This is a genomic window from Streptomyces diastatochromogenes (genome assembly GCF_002242805.1).
Lineage (GTDB): Bacteria > Actinomycetota > Actinomycetes > Streptomycetales > Streptomycetaceae > Streptomyces > Streptomyces diastatochromogenes.
Genome location: NZ_MCGQ01000015.1, coordinates 24,648 through 43,901, shown reverse-complemented (window position 1 = coordinate 43,901; position 19,254 = coordinate 24,648). Strand labels below are relative to the sequence as shown.

General features: G+C 72.7%; 10 protein-coding genes. 7 read left to right on the top strand and 3 right to left on the bottom strand.

Annotated elements, in window-relative coordinates:
- Positions 1 to 167 precede the first annotated feature (167 nt).
- The 3 genes from prfB to BEK98_RS18775 all read right to left on the bottom strand — a co-directional run bounded on the left by prfB (position 168) and on the right by BEK98_RS18775 (position 4,445).
- Positions 168 to 1,274: a peptide chain release factor 2 gene (gene prfB, locus BEK98_RS18785; protein ID WP_094217734.1), complete on the bottom strand. Its 1,107-nt coding sequence runs from the start codon at positions 1,272 to 1,274 to the stop codon at positions 168 to 170.
- Positions 1,275 to 1,403: 129 nt separating this feature from the next.
- Positions 1,404 to 2,636 carry a serine/threonine-protein kinase gene (locus BEK98_RS18780; RefSeq protein ID WP_094217733.1) on the bottom strand — a complete coding sequence of 411 codons (1,233 nt, stop codon included), beginning with the start codon at positions 2,634 to 2,636 and terminating at the stop codon, positions 1,404 to 1,406.
- A 111-nt stretch (positions 2,637 to 2,747) separates the two neighbouring features.
- Positions 2,748 to 4,445, bottom strand: coding sequence for a serine/threonine-protein kinase (locus BEK98_RS18775; protein WP_094217732.1), 1,698 nt, complete (start codon positions 4,443 to 4,445; stop codon positions 2,748 to 2,750).
- Between the two features lie 345 nt (positions 4,446 to 4,790).
- On the opposite strand from BEK98_RS18775, the gene BEK98_RS18770 reads away from it, so the two are divergent.
- The 7 genes from BEK98_RS18770 to BEK98_RS18740 all read left to right on the top strand — a co-directional run bounded on the left by BEK98_RS18770 (position 4,791) and on the right by BEK98_RS18740 (position 19,220).
- The gene (locus BEK98_RS18770; protein ID WP_094217731.1) at positions 4,791 to 8,435 is read left to right on the top strand and encodes an FHA domain-containing protein; all 3,645 of its coding nucleotides are present in this window, start codon (positions 4,791 to 4,793) and stop codon (positions 8,433 to 8,435) included.
- A 165-nt stretch (positions 8,436 to 8,600) separates the two neighbouring features.
- Positions 8,601 to 9,983 carry an ABC transporter substrate-binding protein gene (locus BEK98_RS18765; protein WP_094217730.1) on the top strand — a complete coding sequence of 461 codons (1,383 nt, stop codon included), beginning with the start codon at positions 8,601 to 8,603 and terminating at the stop codon, positions 9,981 to 9,983.
- A gap of 7 nt (positions 9,984 to 9,990) precedes the next feature.
- Complete coding sequence (locus BEK98_RS18760; protein WP_094217729.1) at positions 9,991 to 11,334, top strand: carbohydrate ABC transporter permease; 1,344 nt, start codon at positions 9,991 to 9,993, stop codon at positions 11,332 to 11,334.
- On the top strand, positions 11,331 to 12,242 hold the full coding sequence (locus BEK98_RS18755; RefSeq protein ID WP_094217728.1) for a carbohydrate ABC transporter permease: 912 nt from the start codon (positions 11,331 to 11,333) through the stop codon (positions 12,240 to 12,242). The genes BEK98_RS18760 and BEK98_RS18755 overlap by 4 nt, the downstream gene beginning before the upstream one ends.
- A 154-nt stretch (positions 12,243 to 12,396) precedes the next feature.
- Positions 12,397 to 14,661 carry a bifunctional glycosyltransferase/CDP-glycerol:glycerophosphate glycerophosphotransferase gene (locus tag BEK98_RS18750; protein ID WP_094217727.1) on the top strand — a complete coding sequence of 755 codons (2,265 nt, stop codon included), beginning with the start codon at positions 12,397 to 12,399 and terminating at the stop codon, positions 14,659 to 14,661.
- Between the two features lie 125 nt (positions 14,662 to 14,786).
- Positions 14,787 to 16,997: a CDP-glycerol glycerophosphotransferase family protein gene (locus BEK98_RS18745; protein WP_094217726.1), complete on the top strand. Its 2,211-nt coding sequence runs from the start codon at positions 14,787 to 14,789 to the stop codon at positions 16,995 to 16,997.
- Between the two features lie 6 nt (positions 16,998 to 17,003).
- A complete protein-coding gene (locus tag BEK98_RS18740) occupies positions 17,004 to 19,220 on the top strand; it encodes a bifunctional glycosyltransferase/CDP-glycerol:glycerophosphate glycerophosphotransferase (protein ID WP_094217725.1) in 2,217 nt (738 codons plus the stop codon).
- Positions 19,221 to 19,254: the final 34 nt, after the last annotated feature.

The following is a 19,254-nucleotide window of genomic DNA, read 5'->3' as shown; positions in this document are numbered from 1 at the left end:
CATGCCACGCTTCACCCTTCCCATTTTTCAAAGCAACGTCAAGGCCGTTGCGCGCGCAATGTCCGCTGGGGTGGCGTTTGCGGGTACTTGGAGCCTGTGAGTGTGATGTAAAACCCAGACAAAAGACAACTGCCGCCTCGGGGGCGGCAGTTGTCATGTCGACAAAGTTACTTCTCCTGCTGCTTGCGCCAGCGAATGCCGGCCTCCAGGAATCCGTCGATCTCGCCGTTGAACACGGCCTCCGGGTTGCCCACTTCGAACTCGGTCCGCAGGTCCTTGACCATCTGGTACGGGTGCAGGACGTACGAACGCATCTGGTTGCCCCAGGAGTTGCCGCCGTCGCCCTTGAGGGCGTCCATCTTGGCCTGCTCCTCCTGGCGGCGCCGCTCCAGCAGCTTGGCCTGGAGGACGTTCATCGCGGTGGCCTTGTTCTGGATCTGCGACCGCTCGTTCTGGCAGGAGACCACGATGCCGGTGGGGAGGTGGGTGAGGCGCACCGCGGAGTCGGTGGTGTTCACGCCCTGGCCGCCGGGACCGGAGGACCGGTACACGTCGACGCGCAGCTCGGACTCGTCGATCTCGATGTGGTCGGTCTGCTCGACGACGGGGAGCACCTCGACACCGGCGAAGGAGGTCTGGCGCCGCCCCTGGTTGTCGTAGGGCGAGATCCGGACGAGCCGGTGGGTGCCCTGCTCCACGGAGAGGGTGCCGTAGGCGTACGGCGCCTGCACGGAGAAGGTGGTCGACTTGATGCCGGCCTCTTCCGCGTACGACGTCTCGATCAGCTCGGTCTTGTAGCCGCGCTGCTCAGCCCAGCGCAGGTACATGCGCTGCAGCTTCTCGGCGAAGTCGGCGGCGTCGACGCCACCGGCCTCGGCGCGGATGTTGACGAGCGCCTCACGGGAGTCGTACTCGCCGGACAGAAGGGTGCGGACCTCCATCTCGTCCAGCGACTTCTTCACCGCGGCCAGCTCGGACTCGGCCTCGGCGCGGGTGTCCGGGTCGTCCTCCTCCTCGGCCATCTCGAAGAGGACGGCGAGATCGTCGATCCGGCCGCGCAGCGCCTCCGCCTTCCTGACCTCGGCCTGGAGGTGGGAGAGCTTGCTGGTGATCTTCTGCGCCTCGTCCGGGTTGTCCCACAGGGACGGCGCGGCCGCCTGCTCCTCGAGCACGGCGACGTCTGCCCTCAGCTTGTCGAGGTCCAGGACGGCCTCGATCGACTCCATGGTCGAGGAGAGGGACTTCAGCTCTTCGGAAACATCGACGACTGCCACGCCTCCAGCGTAACGGCTCCGCCGAGCGGCCAGGGCAGGGTGCGTGGGGAGGACCGCTTCTCGATCTACCAAGTCGGGATGGGGATCCTCCGTGCGAGCGGGGGCCAGGGAGCGGAGCCCCCTGGGCGCTCAGGGGGCCGACGTGCTGTGGGCGGGCCGGGTCGGCTGGTCGTCGTCGCCGGAGCCGGACGCCAGCCATGCGCCGACGCCCACGACAGCCGCCACGGTCACCCCGGCCACGCCCAGCGTGATCCGGCGCCGCCGCAGTGCCGCCCGGTGCCGTGCCGACCCCGGCCTCGGCACCCCGGGCGCGCGAGGCGCCCGCGCCGTCCCGTGGGCACCCCCGGCCAGCTCATCAGCGCCCGGCACCCTCATCGACGTATGCGTGTCCCGGTTGGAGTCCGGCTTGGCTCCGGGGACGAGGGAGACCGCTCCCCGCCGCCGTACGGGCTCACCGGAGCCGGCCGGTGCCGCAGGAGCTTCCTCCGCCTCCTCCTCGGAGAGGCCGTCCGGCTCGTCCACGTCCAGCGGCGGCATCCCGGCCAGCATCGGCAGCTGCTCCCGCAGCCGCGACGCCAGCTCGGAGGCCCGCAGCCGCGACGCCGGCGCCTTCGCGAGGCACTGCACGATCAGCTGCCACAGCTCGTCGGGGATCCCCGGCAGCGGTACGACCGTCTCCGTCACGTGGCGGCGCAGCACCGCCCCCGGGTGCCCGCCTCCGAAGGGGGTGAAGCCGGCCAGCAGTTCGTAGAGCACCGTCGCCAGGGCGTAGATGTCGACCGAGGCGCGCGGCGGCAGGCCCTCGACGATCTCCGGGGCCAGGTAGTCCGGTGTGCCGATGATCTTCGTGGCCCGGGTCCGCTTCGGTGAGTCGATCAGCTTCGCCACACCGAAGTCGGTCAGCAGGGCGGGGTGCGCGCCGCCCGGGCCGAGCGGACCCTGCATGTCCAGCAGGACGTTCTCGGGCTTGACGTCCCGGTGCACGACCCCGGACGCGTGGGCCGCCGCGAGCCCGTCGGCGATGTCCGCGACGATCGCCACGGCCGCCTCGGGGGCGAGCCGCCGCTCCCGCTCCAGGCGGGTGCGCAGATCGGTGCCGCGCACCAGGTCCATGACGAGCGCCAGGTCGTTGCCGTCGACCACGAGGTCGCGCACGGTGACGATGTGCGGGTGCTCCAGGCCGAGCAGTGCGGTGCGCTCCTGGACGAAGCGCGAGACCAGCTCCTGGTCGGACGCGAGGTCCTCACGCAGCAGCTTGATGGCGACGGGACCCTCGGGCCCCTCGCCCAGCCACACCGTGCCGGCGCTGCCCCGTCCCAGGATCTGGTTGGCGGTGTACCGGCTGCCGATCTTCCGTGCCAAGACTGCTCCTACTGACGCGTGTTGTCGCTAAAACTACGCGTCGAACGAGCCAACCTTCACCGCGGAGACGGAAATCACCCGCCAGATGTCGACAAGTCCCCAAACCAGCGATCAGTTGCCGCTGCCGGAGGACGAGCCCAGCTCCTTGACCCAGTGGCCCACCTGCCCGGCGAAGTGGCGCACCTCGTGCCAGTAGCCCCTGCCCTGGCCGACCCAGGTGTGCAGCGGGGTCAGTTCCCAGATCAGCCAGCTGGCGACGACCAGGATGACGATCGTGAACAGGCAGCCCTTCAGGCAGCCGAGTCCGGGGATCTTCATCGGGTTGGCGCTGCGCTGCCGCGCCGGCCGGGGCTCGCGCGCGGGCCGCTGCGGCTCCGGGGCCGGGGGCGCGTACCGCTGCTGGGGCTGCTGCGGCGGGGCGTACTGCTGGGGCTGCTGCTGCGGATAGCCGTACCCGGCGTGCGGCTGCTGCTGCCGGCCGCGCGGCTGCGGCTGCTGCGGGCGCGCCTGCGGGGCCTGGCGCGGCTGCTGCTGCGGCCGGGCGGCCTGCCGCTGGGGGCGGCGGCGCAGCGGGTCCTCGTCGGGGTCGAGGTACTGGACCTGCGTCTGCTCGTTGCGGTCCCGGGCGGCGCGCAGCTGGGTCTGCCAGGGGTGCGGCTGCTCGGGCTGCTGGCCCGGCTGGCCCGGGGGCATCGACGGCATGACAGCCGTCGGGTCGGCCGCACCGGTGTTCGGCAGCACGGCGGTGGGGTCGGCCGCGCCGACGGGGCCACCCGTGTGCGGCAGGAAGCTGGTCGCCGCATTGGGATCGTGCTGGCCGTACGCCCCCTGCGGTGCGTTTGTCGGCAGCACCTGGGTGGGGTCGGCGGCGCCGGGTACGCCCGGGACGGCGGCCGGGGCCGGGTCGGGGGCCAGCAGGGCGGCGACGCCCTCGGCGGCGGCGATCTGAGCGGCGTTCGCGTGCACACCGACGCCTTCGGCCACGACTCGCAGCCCGCGCGCGAGGTTCTCGGCGCTGGGACGCTGCTCGGGGTTCTTGCGCAGACAGCGCTCTATCACCGTCCACAGCGGGTCCGGGACGGTGGAGGGGCGGCGCGGCTCGGCGCTCAGGTGCTGGTGGAGCACCTCCAGGGCGGTGGCACCGGAGAACGGCGGGCGGCCGGTGACCAGTTCGTACAGCAGGATGCCGGCGCCGTAGATGTCGACGGCGGAGGTCTGCGGGCGGCCCTCGGCGGACTCCGGCGCGATGTACGCGGGCGTGCCGACGAACTCGTGGGTACGGGTCAGGCCCGGGGAGTCGGCCAGACGGGCGATGCCGAAGTCGGTCAGCATCGGGTGCATCTGGCCGTCGTACTGCTGGAGCAGCACGTTGGCGGGCTTCAGGTCGCGGTGGACGACGCCGTCGGTGTGGCTCGCGGCGAGGGCGTCGGCGATCTGCGCGGTCATCAGCGCGGCGGCGACCGGCGTGAGGGGGCCGTTCTCGCGCAGGTAGCGGTGCAGGTCGGGGCCGTCGACGAGGTCCATGACCAGGGCCAGCAGATCGCCCTCGACGACCAGGTCGCGGACCCGGACGATGTTGGGGTGGGTGAGCCGGAGCAGGACGGAGCGTTCGCGCAGGAACCGCATCACGATGTCCGGATCGCTCGCCAGCTCCTCCTTGAGGACCTTGATCGCGACCGTCTCGCCGGGCTGGCCTGCCACGGCCGCCTCGGCACCCGCGGTCTCGCGCTGGCGGGCACGCCAGACGGTGCCCGTGGCGCCGCGTCCGAGCGGCTCCTCGAGCAGGTACTTGCTGCCGACTGGCCGCACGTTCCGCGCTCCCTGCTGTCTGTTCGCCTGTGTTCCGGTTTCTGTTCCGGCCCACTGTAGTGCCGCCCCCCTGGGCACTACGTAAGCGTTCCCGTCGATGTTCGAAGGAAAGACGCTCGCCTCGGTCTCCTGGTTGCCCAGTGTCGGACGTGACCGATCTCAACTGATCACCCATGCATTACCGGTCAGGCACTTTTGGGGGCAGAGCTGACCAATCAAGATCACTTGGCACCGGGCCGCGGGCGCGTTGTCAGTGACAGGTGCGAGGATGCGTGCAGTACTGGCCGACGTGCTCGTGCGGGGGTGGGGGATGTCCGCGCCCGGGCAGAAGGGACCCCTGCGCCGATGCAGATCCGGCTGACCGTCGTAGACCCGCTGGGCCCGTCCCCGCAGCGGGGCCGCGCCGCGAGCCGCGACGTGCTGGTGACGGCGCCCGCGGGCACGGACCTGGCCGCGGTGGCGTCGGCCCTGGCCACGGTGGTCACCGGAGACGGCGGCACGGGCCGGGACACGGGCAGCGCCTCGGTGGTCCTGTACGCGGGCGCGGAGCGGCTGGACCCGCGCCGCTGCACCCTCGGCGAGCCGCCCCTGGTCGACGGCGCCGTGCTGTCCCTGGGCGCCCCGGCGGCCCCCGAGCCGCATCCCGAGCTGGACGACGCGCCGACCCAGTTGCACGTGGTCGCGGGCCCGGACGCGGGCGGGGTCCATCTCCTGCACGGCGGCCGGATCACGGTCGGCCGCTCCGCCGACGCCGACGTCCCGCTGGACGACCCGGACGTGTCCCGGCTGCACTGCGCGGTCACGGTCGCCGCCGACGGCCGCGTCTCGGTGGCCGACCTCGGCTCCACCAACGGCACGGCCCTGGACGGCACCCGCGTGAGCGACCGCCCGGTGCGGTTCCCTCCGGGGGCCCTGCTGAGGATCGGCGAGTCCGCCCTGCGGGTCACCCCGTCCGCGGGCCCCGGGGCGCGGGTACGGACGGTGCCTGACGGGGAAGGGTGCGTGCGGTTCGCGCTGGGGGCGGCGGGCGAGGGCGGTGGTCCGGGGACTGCGGGCACTGCCGGGCACGCGCGCGTGGAGCCCGTCTCGGGCCCGGCTGCCGCCGGTCCTTCAGGACCGACCCATCACGCGTACGGCACGGCGAGCTGGGGTGCCCCGGGCGGAGGCGCGGGGGCTCAGGAGCACCGGCGCGGCGAACAGACGGCGGTACCGGGTCAGGCCGGGGCGCCGAGGATCGAGACGCATGGCGGAGGCGCGGGAGGGCCGGGCTCGGCTTCCGGTAAGGCCGCCGCCGACGGGGGTGGCTTCGGGGCGGGCGGACCGGGCGGCGAACGCCCGGCACCCGGGATGCCCGGCTCGGCCACCGGGAGCACGGCCGCGGGCCGCTCCGGGGCCGGCGGGCCGGGCGCCGAAGCCGCCGCACCCGGCATGCCCGGTTCGACGTCCCGTGGTGGGGACACACACGCGGGGCAGTACGGAGTCGGCGGCCCGGGGGGCCTGAGCGGGGCCGCATACGCCGATACGACGGCCCCCGGCCCGGCGTCGGACAGTGCCTCTTCCGGCACCGACGCGGGAGACGGCCGCGGCCGCAAGGACACTCCCCTCCGGGGCACCGACGCCCCGCAGGGCGGCCGCCGCCGGGGCGGGATCGGTGCCTGGGCGCGGCGGCTGGCCGGTGGGCGCGGGGAACAGCAGACGGCCCGGCCGGAGGCGTACGGCGCCGCTGAGACCGGTGCGGGCGGTGTGCCGGAGGCCGATGTCCCGCAGGTGCCGGAGACCTGGCCGGACCCCGCCGCACTGCTGCTGACGGCCCTGGGTCCCGGACCCCGGCTGTGGGAGCGGGGGCCGGGACACCCCGAGGCACTGACCGTGCGGCTCGGCACGGGCGACCGGAGCGCACCGGACGGCTCGGGCGTGCTGCCCGCCGTACCGGTGACCGCCGCCCTGCGGGAGGCGGGCGCGCTGGGCCTGGCAGGTCCGCGCCCCCGGCTGTCCGGGCTGGCCCGCGCGGTGCTGGCCCAGCTGGCCGTGCTGCACTCCCCCGACCTGCTGGAAGTCGTCCTGATCAGCGCGGACCGCAGCCGCCCGGTGGAGGAGCGGACGGCCGAGTGGTCCTGGCTGGGCTGGCTGCCGCACGTCCGCCCGGGCCACGGCCAGGACTGCCGTCTGCTGCTGGCCTACGACCGCGAACAGGCGGCGGCCCGCACGGAGGAACTCCTGCGCCGGGTGGAGGAGTTCGCGGCGACGGGCCGAGGCGCGGCCCAGCCGGCCTCGGCGGCAGGCGCCGTCCCTGCGCCCCGGACCGTGGGCGACCCGTCCACCGACCTCGCCGGACAGGCCTCGCCCGCAGCAGCGGGGACGGCACCGGTGACGGCCACCCCCGCCCGCCGCCCCTCCTGGGCCCGGGAAGGCACCGAGCTGGACGGATTCGGTGGCTTCCCGGGCCCGTTCACCGTCGTCGTCGTGGACGGGGACCCCGGCGGCGCCTCGCTGCAGGAAGCCCTGGCGCGGCTGGCCGTGGCCGGTCCGCGGGCCGGGATCCATGTGGTCTGCCTCGCCGAGACCGCGGCCGCCACCCCCGCCTCGCCCGTGGCGCAGACGTACGAGGAGGCCTGCGCGGTCACGCCCACCTTCCGGCACTGCGGGGCCGTGGCCCTGCTCAGCGGTGATGTCGCCGGCGCGCTGCACCTGATGCGCGTCGCACCGACCGGACCCGTCGGCCCGGGTGCCGTCGGCACCGTCGACGCCGTCTCCGCCGCCTGGGCGGAGCGGTTCGCGCGGGCGCTGGCGCCGCTCAGGCCCGACGGCCCCGTCGGCGAGCGGCACGCGCGCGTGGCCGTACCGCTGCCGCAGTCGGCGCGGCTGCTGGACGAGCTGGGCCTGGCCCGGGCCACGCCCGCCTCGCTGATGGCGCGCTGGGCGGACGCGGCCGACGACACGGAGTCGCTGGGCGGCCGGGCCCGGGCGGTGCTCGGCGCCGGGCCGCGCGGCCCGCTCGCCGCCGACCTGGTGGCCGACGGGCCGCATCTGCTGATCGAGGGGCCGGCCGGCAGTGGCCGTACCGAGCTGCTGCGGGCCGTGGTCGCCTCGCTGGCCGCCGCCGAGCGGCCCGACCGGCTCGGCATGGTGCTGATCGACGGCCGGGACGGCGTCGGCACGGGCGCGGGGCGCGGCGAGGGACTGCGGGTCTGCACGGACATACCCCATGTGACGACCCACCTCATCGCCAACGACCCGGTCCGCATGCGGGAGTTCGCGCAGTCGCTGAGCGCCGAGCTGAAGCGGCGCGCGGAGTTGCTGGGGCGGACGGACTTCGCCGGGTGGCACGCGGGGCGTGAGGTGTCCGGCCGGATCGTCGCGCAGCGCACCCCGGGCGGGCGCCCGGCGCCTTCCGGGGCCGGGGACATAGAGGCGCCGCCCAGCTCCACGCTGCGGCTGCGGCCCGGCGCCGCACGGCAGCGCACCGAGGCCGCGCCGCCGCTGCCCCGGCTCGTCGTGGTCGTCGACGACCTGGACGCGCTGGTCTCCCCCGCGCTCGGCTCGCCGGGCCGGCCCGCCGCCGGGTCGGTGATGCGGGCCCTGGAGGCGGTGGCCAGGGAGGGCGAGCGGCTCGGCGTGCACCTGGTGGCCGCGGCCGCGACGGGCGGTCGTACGGCGGAGACGGAACCGGCACGGCAGGCCACCCTGCGGGTCGTGCTGGACGCGCCGGCGGCCGGGCCGGAGGAGCCGGCACCGGGGCGGGGCAGGCTGACGTTCGCGGACGGGCGGACCGTCGGCTTCCAGGGCGGCCGGGTGACGGGCCGCATCCCGCGCACCGCGACCCAGCGGCCGACGGTCGTCCCGCTGGAGTGGCAGCGCATGGGCGATCCGCCGACCCGCCGTCCCGTGCGCGAACTGGGCAACGGCCCCACCGACCTGGCCCTGCTGGCGAGCGCGGTGGAGCGGGCGGCCCGGGAGGTCGCCGCGGCGGAGGTGCCCTCGCTCCTCTGACCGGGACCAGTCGGCATCGGTACGCATACTCCCCTGATCACGAGCCGGTCACGATGAACCGCCGGACGGCGCAGGCGCTCTTGCCCCCCTTGTGCGGCCCGGCGTAGACCGGAGCGCACGGGACAGTGTTCTGACGTTCAACGGAGAACGACGAACGGGGAAGTGATGCGTGGCAACAGCAGCACCATCCGGACAAACACGGCCGTCACCACAGTCGCCGCACTGCTCGCGGGAGCCCTCGTGCTCACCGCCTGCTCCAGCGGCGACGGCAAGAAGGGCAGCGGCGACACGAGCGGTGGGGCCACCGCGAGCGGCTCCGGCCTCACCCTGCCGAGGCTGAACGGCGCGAGCCTGGAGGTCGCCGCCGTCTGGACCGGCACCGAGCAGAAGAACTTCAAGAAGGTTCTGGCGGAGTTCGAGAAGCGCACGGGCGCGAAGGTGACGTTCGTGCCCGCCCAGGACCCGATCATCAACTTCCTCGGTTCGAAGATCGCGGGCGGTCAGCCGCCGGACGTGGCCCTGCTGCCGCAGCCGGGTGCGATCAAGCAGGCCGTGGACAAGAAGTGGGCCAAGCCCCTCGGCGCGGACGCGCTCAAGGAGCTGCAGAAGAACTACTCGCCGGGCTGGCAGGACATCGGCAAGGTCGACGGCAAGCAGTACGGCGTCTACTACAAGGCCGCCAACAAGTCGCTGATCTGGTACAACGCCAAGGCCTTCGAGAACGCGGGCGCCAAGGAGCCCAAGACCTGGCAGGAGCTGCTGACCACCGCGCAGGCGGTGTACGACTCCGGTGTCACGCCGTTCTCGGTGGGCGGCGCCGACGGCTGGACGCTGACGGACTGGTTCGAGAACGTCTATCTGTCCCAGGCCGGGCCCGAGAAGTACGACCAGCTCGCCCAGCACAAGATCAAGTGGACCGATCCCTCGGTGAAGCAGGCCCTCACCACGCTCGCCCAGATCTGGGGCAAGAAGGACTATGTGGCGGGCGGCGCGGACGGTGCCCTGCAGACCGAGTTCCCGAACTCCGTCACGCAGACCTTCACCGGCGGGGACCAGCCGAAGGCGGCGATGGTCTACGAGGGCGACTTCGTGCAGGTCAACATCGGTGACACCAAGGCGAAGGTGGGCACGGACGCGAAGGTGTTCCCGTTCCCGGCCGTCGGCTCGTCCGCACCGGTGGTCTCCGGCGGTGACGCGGCCGTCATCCTGAAGGACTCCAAGGCGGCGCAGGCGCTGGCCACCTTCCTGGCCTCCCCGGACGCGGCGACCATCCAGGCCAAGCTGGGCGGCTACCTCTCGCCGAACAAGAACGTGCCGGACTCGGCCTACCCGAACCCGGTGCAGCAGAAGATCGCCAAGGCGCTGATCGCGTCCGGCGACGACTTCCGCTTCGACATGTCCGACCAGGCCCCGCAGGCCTTCGGCGGCACCCCGGGCAAGGGCGAGTGGAAGGATCTGCAGGACTTCCTGAAGAACCCGAAGGACGTGGCGGGCGCCCAGGCGAAGCTGGAGAAGGACGCGGCGGCGGCCTACGGGAACGGGAGCTGATCCGGCGATGGCGTCGGCAGCGGCGGCCGGGACCCCACCGGGCCCCGCCGCACCGAAGAGCCGCAGGAGCGTGACCGGCACCCGCAGGACGGTGGCAGCCCTGTTCCTGCTGCCCGCCCTGGTGCTGCTGGGCGCGCTCGTGGTCTACCCGATCGGGTACTCGATCATCCGCAGCTTCTACAACGCCTCGGGCGACGGCTTCGCCGGCTTCGACAACTACAAGGCGCTGTTCACCGACGACGGCATCCGCACCGCCCTGAAGAACAACATCATCTGGGTGGTGTTCGCGCCGACCGTCTCCACGGCCCTCGGGCTGGTCTTCGCGGTGCTGACCGAACGGGTGCGCTGGGGCACGGCGTTCAAGCTGGTCGTCTTCATGCCGATGGCGATCTCGATGCTGGCGGCCGGGATCATCTTCCGCCTGGTGTACGACCAGGACCCGGACAAGGGCGTCGCCAACGCGGTGTGGGTGGGCGTGCACGACACCTTCGCCCAGTCGTCGGCGTTCCCGAAGGCACACCCGGGCCGCGAGTCACCGCTCAAGCCGGACCAGGGCGGCTTCCTCACCACGGCCACCGTGCACACCGGGCAGACGGTCACGCTCCCGCTGGTCGGCGTCGCCCCCGACCAGATGCCCGACCGTGCGAAGAAGGCCGTGGCGGCCAAGCCGGAGCCGGGGAGGATCACCGGCACCACCTGGCAGGACTTCACGCGCGGCAAGGGCGTCGGGAAGCTGGGCGTGCCCGACCCGTCCGAGCTGGGCTACGCCGGGATGCGGATCGAGGCGGTGAAGGACGGCAAGGTGGTGGCGTCCACCAAGGCGGCCGGCGACGGCACCTTCACGCTGCCCGCGACGGCCGACGGGGCCCAGCTGAGGCTTCCCGCGAGCAACTTCAGGGAGCCGTACAACGGCGTCGACTGGCTCGGCCCGTCGCTGGTCACCCCGGCCATCATCGGGTCGTACGTGTGGATGTGGGCGGGCTTCGCGATGGTGCTGATCGCGGCCGGGCTCGCGGGCGTGCCCCGGGAGCTGCTGGAGGCCGCGCGGGTGGACGGCGCGAACGAGTGGCAGGTGTTCCGCCGGGTCACCGTGCCGCTGCTCGCTCCGGTCCTGGCGGTCGTCACCGTCACGCTGATGATCAACGTGCTCAAGGTGTTCGACCTCGTCTACATCATCGCGCCGGGCTCCTCCCAGGACGACGCGAACGTGCTGGCCCTGGAGCTGTACCGCAAGGGCTTCGCGGAGAGCCAGCCGGGCATCGCGAGCGCGATCGCGGTGTTCCTGCTGCTGCTCGTCATCCCGGTGATGCTCTTCAACATCCGTAGGTTGCGGCGGGAGGTGCGGCGATGACGACCGCTGCCGGAAGCATCGGAAAGGTGGCACCCGCCGACATGACGGTGAAGGCACGGCAGTCGCTCGGTTCGCGGATCGCCGAGAAGCTCAGCGGCGGCCTGGTCCGCGTCTTCCTCATCCTGGTGGGCCTGTTCTGGCTGGTGCCGACCATCGGCCTGCTCATCTCCTCCCTGCGCACACCGGAGGACATGAGCGCGAGCGGCTGGTGGAAGGTGTTCACCCAGCCGTCCCAGCTGACCTTCGACAGCTACCAGAAGCTGCTGGAGAACAGCGACATCACCAACTCCCTGATGAACACCGTGCTGATCACGGTCCCGGCGACGATCCTGGTCGTGGTGATCGGCTCGCTCGCGGGCTACGCGTTCGCGTGGATGGAGTTCCCGGGCCGGGACTGGTGGTTCCTCGGCGTGGTCAGCCTGCTGGTGGTGCCGGTGCAGGTGGCACTGATCCCGATCGCCGAACTGTTCGGCAAGATCGGCCTGTTCGGGACCATCCTCGGGGTGATCCTGTTCCACGTGGGCTTCGGGCTGCCGTTCGCGGTGTTCCTGCTGCGGAACTTCTTCGCGGAGATCCCGAGGGAGCTGCTGGAGGCGGCCCGCCTCGACGGCGCCGGTGAACTGCGCCTGTTCGCCCGGGTGGTGATGCCGCTCGGCGGGCCCGCGATCGCGAGCCTCGGCATCTTCCAGTTCCTGTGGGTGTGGAACGACATGCTGGTCGCGCTGGTGTTCACCAAGTCCGGTTCGCAGCCGATCACGGTCGCCCTGCAGACGCAGGTACGGCAGTTCGGCAACAACATCGACGTGCTGGCGCCGGGAGCGTTCATCTCGATGGTGATCCCGCTGGTCGTGTTCTTCGCGTTCCAGCGGCAGTTCGTGTCCGGGGTCATGGCGGGCGCGGTCAAGTAGCAACAAAAGGGACACTTGTCGGGGGCGGGCCTTCCGGGGCCCGCCCTTTCCCGTTCACCGGGGTGTCCCCCACATGCCGTACGAACCGTAACCAAATCACTCCATTGGCCGTTCCCGGGCAGAACGCCCGCGCCGACCGACCCATGGATGTCCCTTGCCCAGGTTCAGTGTCATTGTCCCCGCGTACAAGGTCCAGGCGTACCTCTCGGAGTGCCTGGACTCGGTGCTCTCCCAGTCGTATCCCGATCTCGAACTGATCGCGGTGGACGACTGCTCGCCGGACGCCTGCGGTGCCCTCATCGACGAGTACGCCGCCCGCGACGCGCGCGTGAGGGCCGTCCACCTGGCCGAGAACCAGGGCCTGGGCCGGGCCCGCAACGCGGGCATGGCCCTGGCGACGGGCGACTACCTGGTCTTCCTGGACAGCGACGACACGCTCACCCCGGACGCGCTGCGCGCGATCGCCGACCGGATCAAGGAGACCGGCGAGCCGGACGTCCTGGTCTTCGACTACGCGCGCACCTACTGGGACGGCGAGGCGGAGCGCAACAAGGTAGCCGCCCAGCTCACCCAGCAGGGCCCGGCACCCTTCCGCCTCGAGGACCGCCCCGGGCTGCTGCGGGTGCTGATGGTCGCCTGGAACAAGGCGTACCGGCGGGAGTTCGTCACGGAGCAGGGAATCGACTTTCCGACCGGCTACTACGAGGACACGCCCTGGACCTTCCCGGTCCTCATGGCGGCGGAGTCGATCGCCACCCTGGACCGGGTGTGCGTGCACTACCGGCAGCGGCGGCAGGGCAACATCCTGCGCACCACCAGCCGCAAGCACTTCGACATCTTCGACCAGTACGACCGGGTGTTCGCGTTCATCGACAGGCGGCCCGAACTCGCCCGCTGGCGGCCGGTGTTGTTCCGCCGCATGGTCGACCACTTCTCCACCGTGTTCACCAAGCGGGACCGGCTCCCGCGCGGCACCCGGGGCGAGTTCCTGCGCAAGGCCCGCGCCCACTACCGCCGTTACCACGCCCGGGGCGCCTCGGTGCCGCTCCGCACCCGGGTGCGCCACAGCCTCGTCCGCTTCGGCCTGCACCGCACCTATCGCGCTCTCCAGCTGGCGACGTCCGCCCGCCGCCGCACCCTCAAGGCCACCGTCAAGCTCGCCCGGGCCCTCCGGGCGGCCGTCCTCCAGCTGCACTACCGCGTCCAGCTGCGCCTCCCACTGCGCTCCGACCGGGCTGTCTTCGCCGCCTACTGGAACCGTGGCCACGGCTGCAATCCGGGCGCCCTGGAGGAGGCGTTCCGCACGCATGCCCCGCACATCCGCACCGCCTGGATCGCCCGCCCCGAGCACCAGCACACCATCCCGCCGGGCCCGCGCCGGGTGCGCCCGGGCAGCTTCGCCTACTGGACGGCGCTGGCCCGCTCCAAGTACCTGGTCAACAACGTCAACTTCGACCGCCGGCTGAGGAAGCGCCCCGGTCAGGTCTTCGTCCAGACCCAGCACGGCACCCCGCTCAAGCACATGGGCCTCGACCTCCAGGAACGCCCGGCGGCCGCCGGTGACATGGACTTCGAGGAGCTGCTCCGGGGCGTCGACAAGTGGGACTACCTGCTGTCCGCCAACCGTCACACCACCCTGACCTGGGAGCGCGTCTACCCCGGCGGCTACACCACGCTGGAGTACGGCTATCCGCGCAACGACGTCTTCCAGCGGGCGACGTCCGCCGACGTGACCCGGATCCGCGAGTCGCTCGGCATCCCCGAGGGCACGGTCGCGCTGCTGTACGCCCCCACCCACCGCGACTACCACCGCACCCAGCGCCCCGCCCTCGATCTGGACCGGATCCTGCGCCGGCTGGGCCCGCGCTTCGTGATCCTGGCCCGCGCCCACTACTGGCACCCCGGCCCGCTGGCCGAGGGCGCCGCCCGGGTCATCGACGTCGGCGACCACCCGGACATCGCCTCCCTCTGCCTCGCCTCGGACGCGCTGATCACCGACTACTCGTCGCTGATGTTCGACTACGCCAACCTGGACCGGCCGATCGTCGTCCACACCGAGGACTGGGACGCGTACACGGCGGCCCGGGGCACCTACTTCGACCTGCGCGCCTTCCCGCCGGGCGCGGTCGCCCGCAGCGAGGACGAGCTGATCGACATCTTCGCCACCGGCCACTGGCGCGGCTCGCGCTCCGCCCAGCTGCGGGCGGCCTTCCGGGAGCGGTTCTGCCCGTGCGACGACGGACGGGCCGCCGAGCGCGTCGTACGGCATGTCGTGCTGGGCGAGCCGGCCGGGCGGCCGGGGTTCGTGCCGCTCGCCGAACGCAAGCCCGTGCCCTCGGCCGCCGCGGCGCTGGACCGCTCCCCGCTCGCCACCGTGCCGCAACCTTCCGGCTCCCTCCCCGTCACCGAGAGCCGCTGAACAGCGTTGGTCCTTACGGGAGTTCCCATGCCCCTCAGCACGACGCGGCCCACTCCGGTCCGGCCGTCCACCTGGCGCCCCGCCGGACGACCCAGCCGCTTCCGCAAGACGACAGAAAGAGCAGAATGCCCCGCTTCACCATCATCGTCCCGTCCCACGGGGTCGCTGGTCGGCTGTCCCAGGCGCTGGACTCGGTCCTCGGCCAGTCCTTCGGCGACCTGCAGCTGATCCCGGTCTGCGACGCCCCCGACGCCCCGGCCGCCGCGGTGGCCGCCGCCTACGCCGAGCGGGACTCCCGGGTGACACCGGTCGACTCGCCGCCGGCCGCCGGTCTGAGCGGGGCGCGCAACGCCGGGGTGCGGGCGGCGACCGGCGCGTATGTGCTGTTCCTCGACGGTGACGACCTGCTGCTGCCGGGCGCGCTGGCGGCGCTGGACGCGCGGCTGACCGAGACCGCCGGGGTCGACGTGCTCCATGTCGAGCACGAGCGGACCCCCTGGTGGGAGGGCGAGGCGAGCAACCCGGCGGCCCCGCTGCTGGCCAGGGCGCCGAAGGGGGCCTTCGCTCCGGACGCGTTCCCCGAGCTGACGGGCGTGCAGCTGCCGGCGTGGAGCGCGGTCTACCGCCGTACCTTTCTCACCGAGCACCGACTCGCCTTTCCCGACAGCCACTTCACGGATCTGGGCTGGGGCGGGCTGACCACCATCGCCGCCGGGCGGATCGCGGTGCTGCGCCGGGTCGTCGTACGGCACCGGCTGCGCCGGCAGGGCAGCAGGCTCAACCTGCCCGGACCGCACCAGCACGCCCTGCTGGACCAGGTGGAGCTGGTGCTGACCCGGGCGGCCGAGAGCGGACTGTCCGCCGAGCGGACCCACGCCCTCTTCGAGCAGCTCTTCGGGTATGTCCTGAAGACGGCGTCCCGGCCGCAGCGGCTGCCCGCCGGGCACCGGGCGTTCTTCCGCCGGGCCGGCCGGCTCTACCGGCAGCACCGGCCCGCCGGCTACCGCGCCCCGGGCGGCAGCCTCGGCGTGCAGCACCGGCTGCTGACGGCCGGCGCGTACACCGCGTTCCGCGCGCTGCGCGGCGCCAACCAGGCGGCGGCCACGGCCGCCGAGGCCGTACCGCGCCCGCAGCTGCTGCGCACCCGGCTGCGCTACGCCCGCGACCTGCGCCGCCCCCTCGACCCGAACCTGGCCGTGTACTGCGCCTACTGGGGCCGAGGCTACGCCTGCAACCCGGCCGCGATCCACGCCAAGGCACGCGAACTCGCCCCGCACATCCGCTCGGTGTTCCTGGTCGAGGCCGACCAGGCGCATGCGATGCCGAAGGGCGTCGACCACGCGGTGATCGGCTCCCGCCGCTACTGGGAGGTACTGGCCCGCGCCAAGTACCTGGTGAACAACGCCAACTTCGCCGAGGGCGTCGTCAAGCGGCGGGGCAGTGTCCATCTGCAGACCCAGCACGGCACCCCGCTGAAGACGATGGGCGTGGACCAGTCGACGTACCCGGTGGTGGCCGCGCAGTCCGGCAGCTTCACCAGAATGCTGGGCCGGGTAGACCGCTGGGACTTCAACCTCTCGTCCAACCGCCACTCCACCCAGATGTGGGAGCGCGCCTTCCCCGGCACGTACGAGCATCTGGAGTACGGCTATCCGCGCAACGACGTCTACTACACGGCGACCGCCGACGACGTCGCCCGCGTCCGGCGCGAACTGGGCGTGCCCGAGGGCAGCACGGCGGTGCTGTACGCGCCGACCCACCGCGACCACCACACCGGCTTCGAGGCCGGGCTGGATCTGGAGGCGTTCTGCGCGGCGGCCGGCGAGGACGTGGTCGTCCTGCTGCGCGCCCACTACTTCTACGACCGGGGGCGCACCCAGGGTTCCGCCCGGATCAGCCGGGTCATTGATGTATCCACCCACCGCTCCTCCGAGGACGTGTGCCTGGCCGCGGACGCGCTGGTCACCGACTACTCCTCGATCATGTTCGACTACGCCAACCTGGACCGGCCGATCGTCGTGTACGCCGACGACTGGGACGTCTACCAGGAGACGCGGGGCGTCTACTTCGACCTGCTGACCGAGCCGCCGGGACCGGTCGCCCGCACCGCCGAGGAGCTGGCCCGCGTCTTCCGCGACGGCTCCTACGCGGGCCCGGAGGCCAAGGCCCGGCGGGCCGCGTTCCGCGAGCGGTTCTGCCAGTTCGACGACGGGCTGGCCGCCGAACGCGTCGTACGGCGGGTGCTGCTCGGCGAGCCGCCGGAGGCGATCCCGCCGGTGATCCCGCTCGCTGAGCGCATCCCCGCCCCCGCCGCCGCGACCCTCGTGAGGAGCTGACCCGCAGTGCCCCGCTTCAGTGTCATCGTCCCCTGTTTCAAGGTGCAGGGCTTCCTGCGCGAGTGCCTGGACTCGGTGCTGCTGCAGTCCTTCAACGACCTCGAACTGATCGCCGTGGACGACTGCTCCCCCGACGGCTGCGGCGCCATCCTGGACGAGTACGCCGAGCGCGACCCACGCGTGAAGGTGCTGCACCTGCCGGAGAACGCCGGCCTCGGCCGGGCCCGCAACGCCGGTCTGCCGCACGCCACCGGCGACTACCTGTTCTTCCTGGACAGCGACGACACCCTCACCCCGGGCGCGCTGCGCGCCGTGGCCGACCGGCTGGCGGAGGCCGAGGACCCGGACGTGCTGGTCTTCGACTACGCGCGCACCTACTGGTGGGGCGGCACCCGGCGCAACGTGCTCGCGCAGGTGCTCGCCGAGGCCGGCGCGGACACCTTCACGGCCACCGACCGGCCGGAGATCCTGGACCTGCTGATGGTGGTGTGGAACAAGGTCTACCGGCGCGACTTCGTCGAGGAGCACGGCTTCGAGTTCCCGCCCGGGTACTACGAGGACACCCCCTGGACCTTCCCGGTCATGCTCAGCGCCCGCCGGATCGCAGCCCTGGACCGGATCTGCCTGAACTACCGGCAGCGCCGGCAGGGCAACATCCTGTCCACCACCAGCCGCAAGCACTTCGACATCCACGACCAGTACGAGCGGGTCTTCGCCTTCGTGGCCGAGCACGAGGAACTGGCGGGCTGGCGGCCGTATCTGCACCGCAAGATGGGCGAGCACTGCCTGGACATCCTCGCCAAGCCGGACCGGCTGCCGCCCGCGGACAAGGCCGAGTTCTTCCGGCGTACGGCCGAGATGTTCCGCCGCCACCGGCCCGAGGGCGCCCTGGTGGACGGTGAGGTCGCCCTGCTGGAGGGCGGCTACCCGGCGTACCGGCTGAAGCGGCAGGCCGCGCGGGCCGGGCAGGAGGCCGGGCGGTGGACGGCGCAGCTGCGCCGGGAGGCCGCGCTACGGGCCCGCAGCGGCTGGACGGGGCTGCACGCGCGCCGACCGCTGGACCCGCACCTGGTGGTGTACTCGGCGTCCTCGCACCGGGGCGTGCTGGGCGATCCGGCCGCCGTGTACCGCAAGGCCCGGGAGATCGCCCCGCAGGTGCGCGGGGTGTGGGTGGTCCGTGACGAGGAGGCCGCCGCGCAGCTGCCGCCCGATGTGGAGCACGTGCTGGTGGGCTCCCGGCGCTATCTGGAGGTCACCGCGCGGGCCAAGTTCTTCGTCAACGACGTCAACTGGCCCGGCTCACTGGCCAAACGGCCCGGCAGCGTGCACATCCACACCCACCAGGGCACCCCGCTGAAGTACATGGGCGCCGACCTGCTGGACAAGCCGGGCGCCCGGCTCGGCTTCGACGTGCCGCAGATGCTGCGCCGGGCCGACCGCTGGGACCACAGCCTGGTCGCCAACCGGCACTCCGAGCTGGTCTGGGAGCGTGCCTACCCCTGCCACTTCACCTCGGTGCGCACCGGCAGCCCGCGCAACGACGTGCTGGTCGGCGCGGCCGACGGGGACGGCGCCGCCTTCCGGGCGCGGCACGGTATCCCCGAGGACCACCGGGTGGTGCTGTACGCGCCGACGCGCCGGGACTACCGGCGGGGCGGGCACGTGGACCGGATCGACCTGGCCCGGTTCGCGGCCGACCTGGGCAAGGGCTGCACCCTCGTGGTCCGGCTGCACCCGACGCTGGCGACCGGTCCCGCGCGCGGGATGGGCCTGACCGAGCTGGCCCGGCGCGGGATCGTGGTCGACGCGACGGACGAGCCGCAGGTCGAGGAGGTGATGCTCGCCTCCGATGTGCTGGTCACCGACTACTCGGCCCTGATGTTCGACTACGCCAACCTGGACCGGCCGATCGTGGTCCACGCCGACGACTGGGCCGCGTACACCGCGAGCCGGGGCGCTTATCTAGACATCACGGCGGAGGCGCCGGGCCATGTGTCCCGCTCCTACCGGGAGCTGGCCTGGCTGTTCGCCTCCGGGGCGTGGCAGGACGAGGAGGCGGCGCGGCTGCGGGCGGACTTCCGGGAGCGGTTCTGCGAGTTCGACGACGGCCGGGCCGCCGAGCGGGTCGTACGGACGCTGCTGCTGGGCGAGTCGATGCCCGAGGGCGCTGCCGTGCGGATCCCGGGGCAGAACGCAGGAAGTGACCTGCTGGCCTCCACGTGAGGCCGGCAGGTCACCGGTTCCTTCGTACAACCCG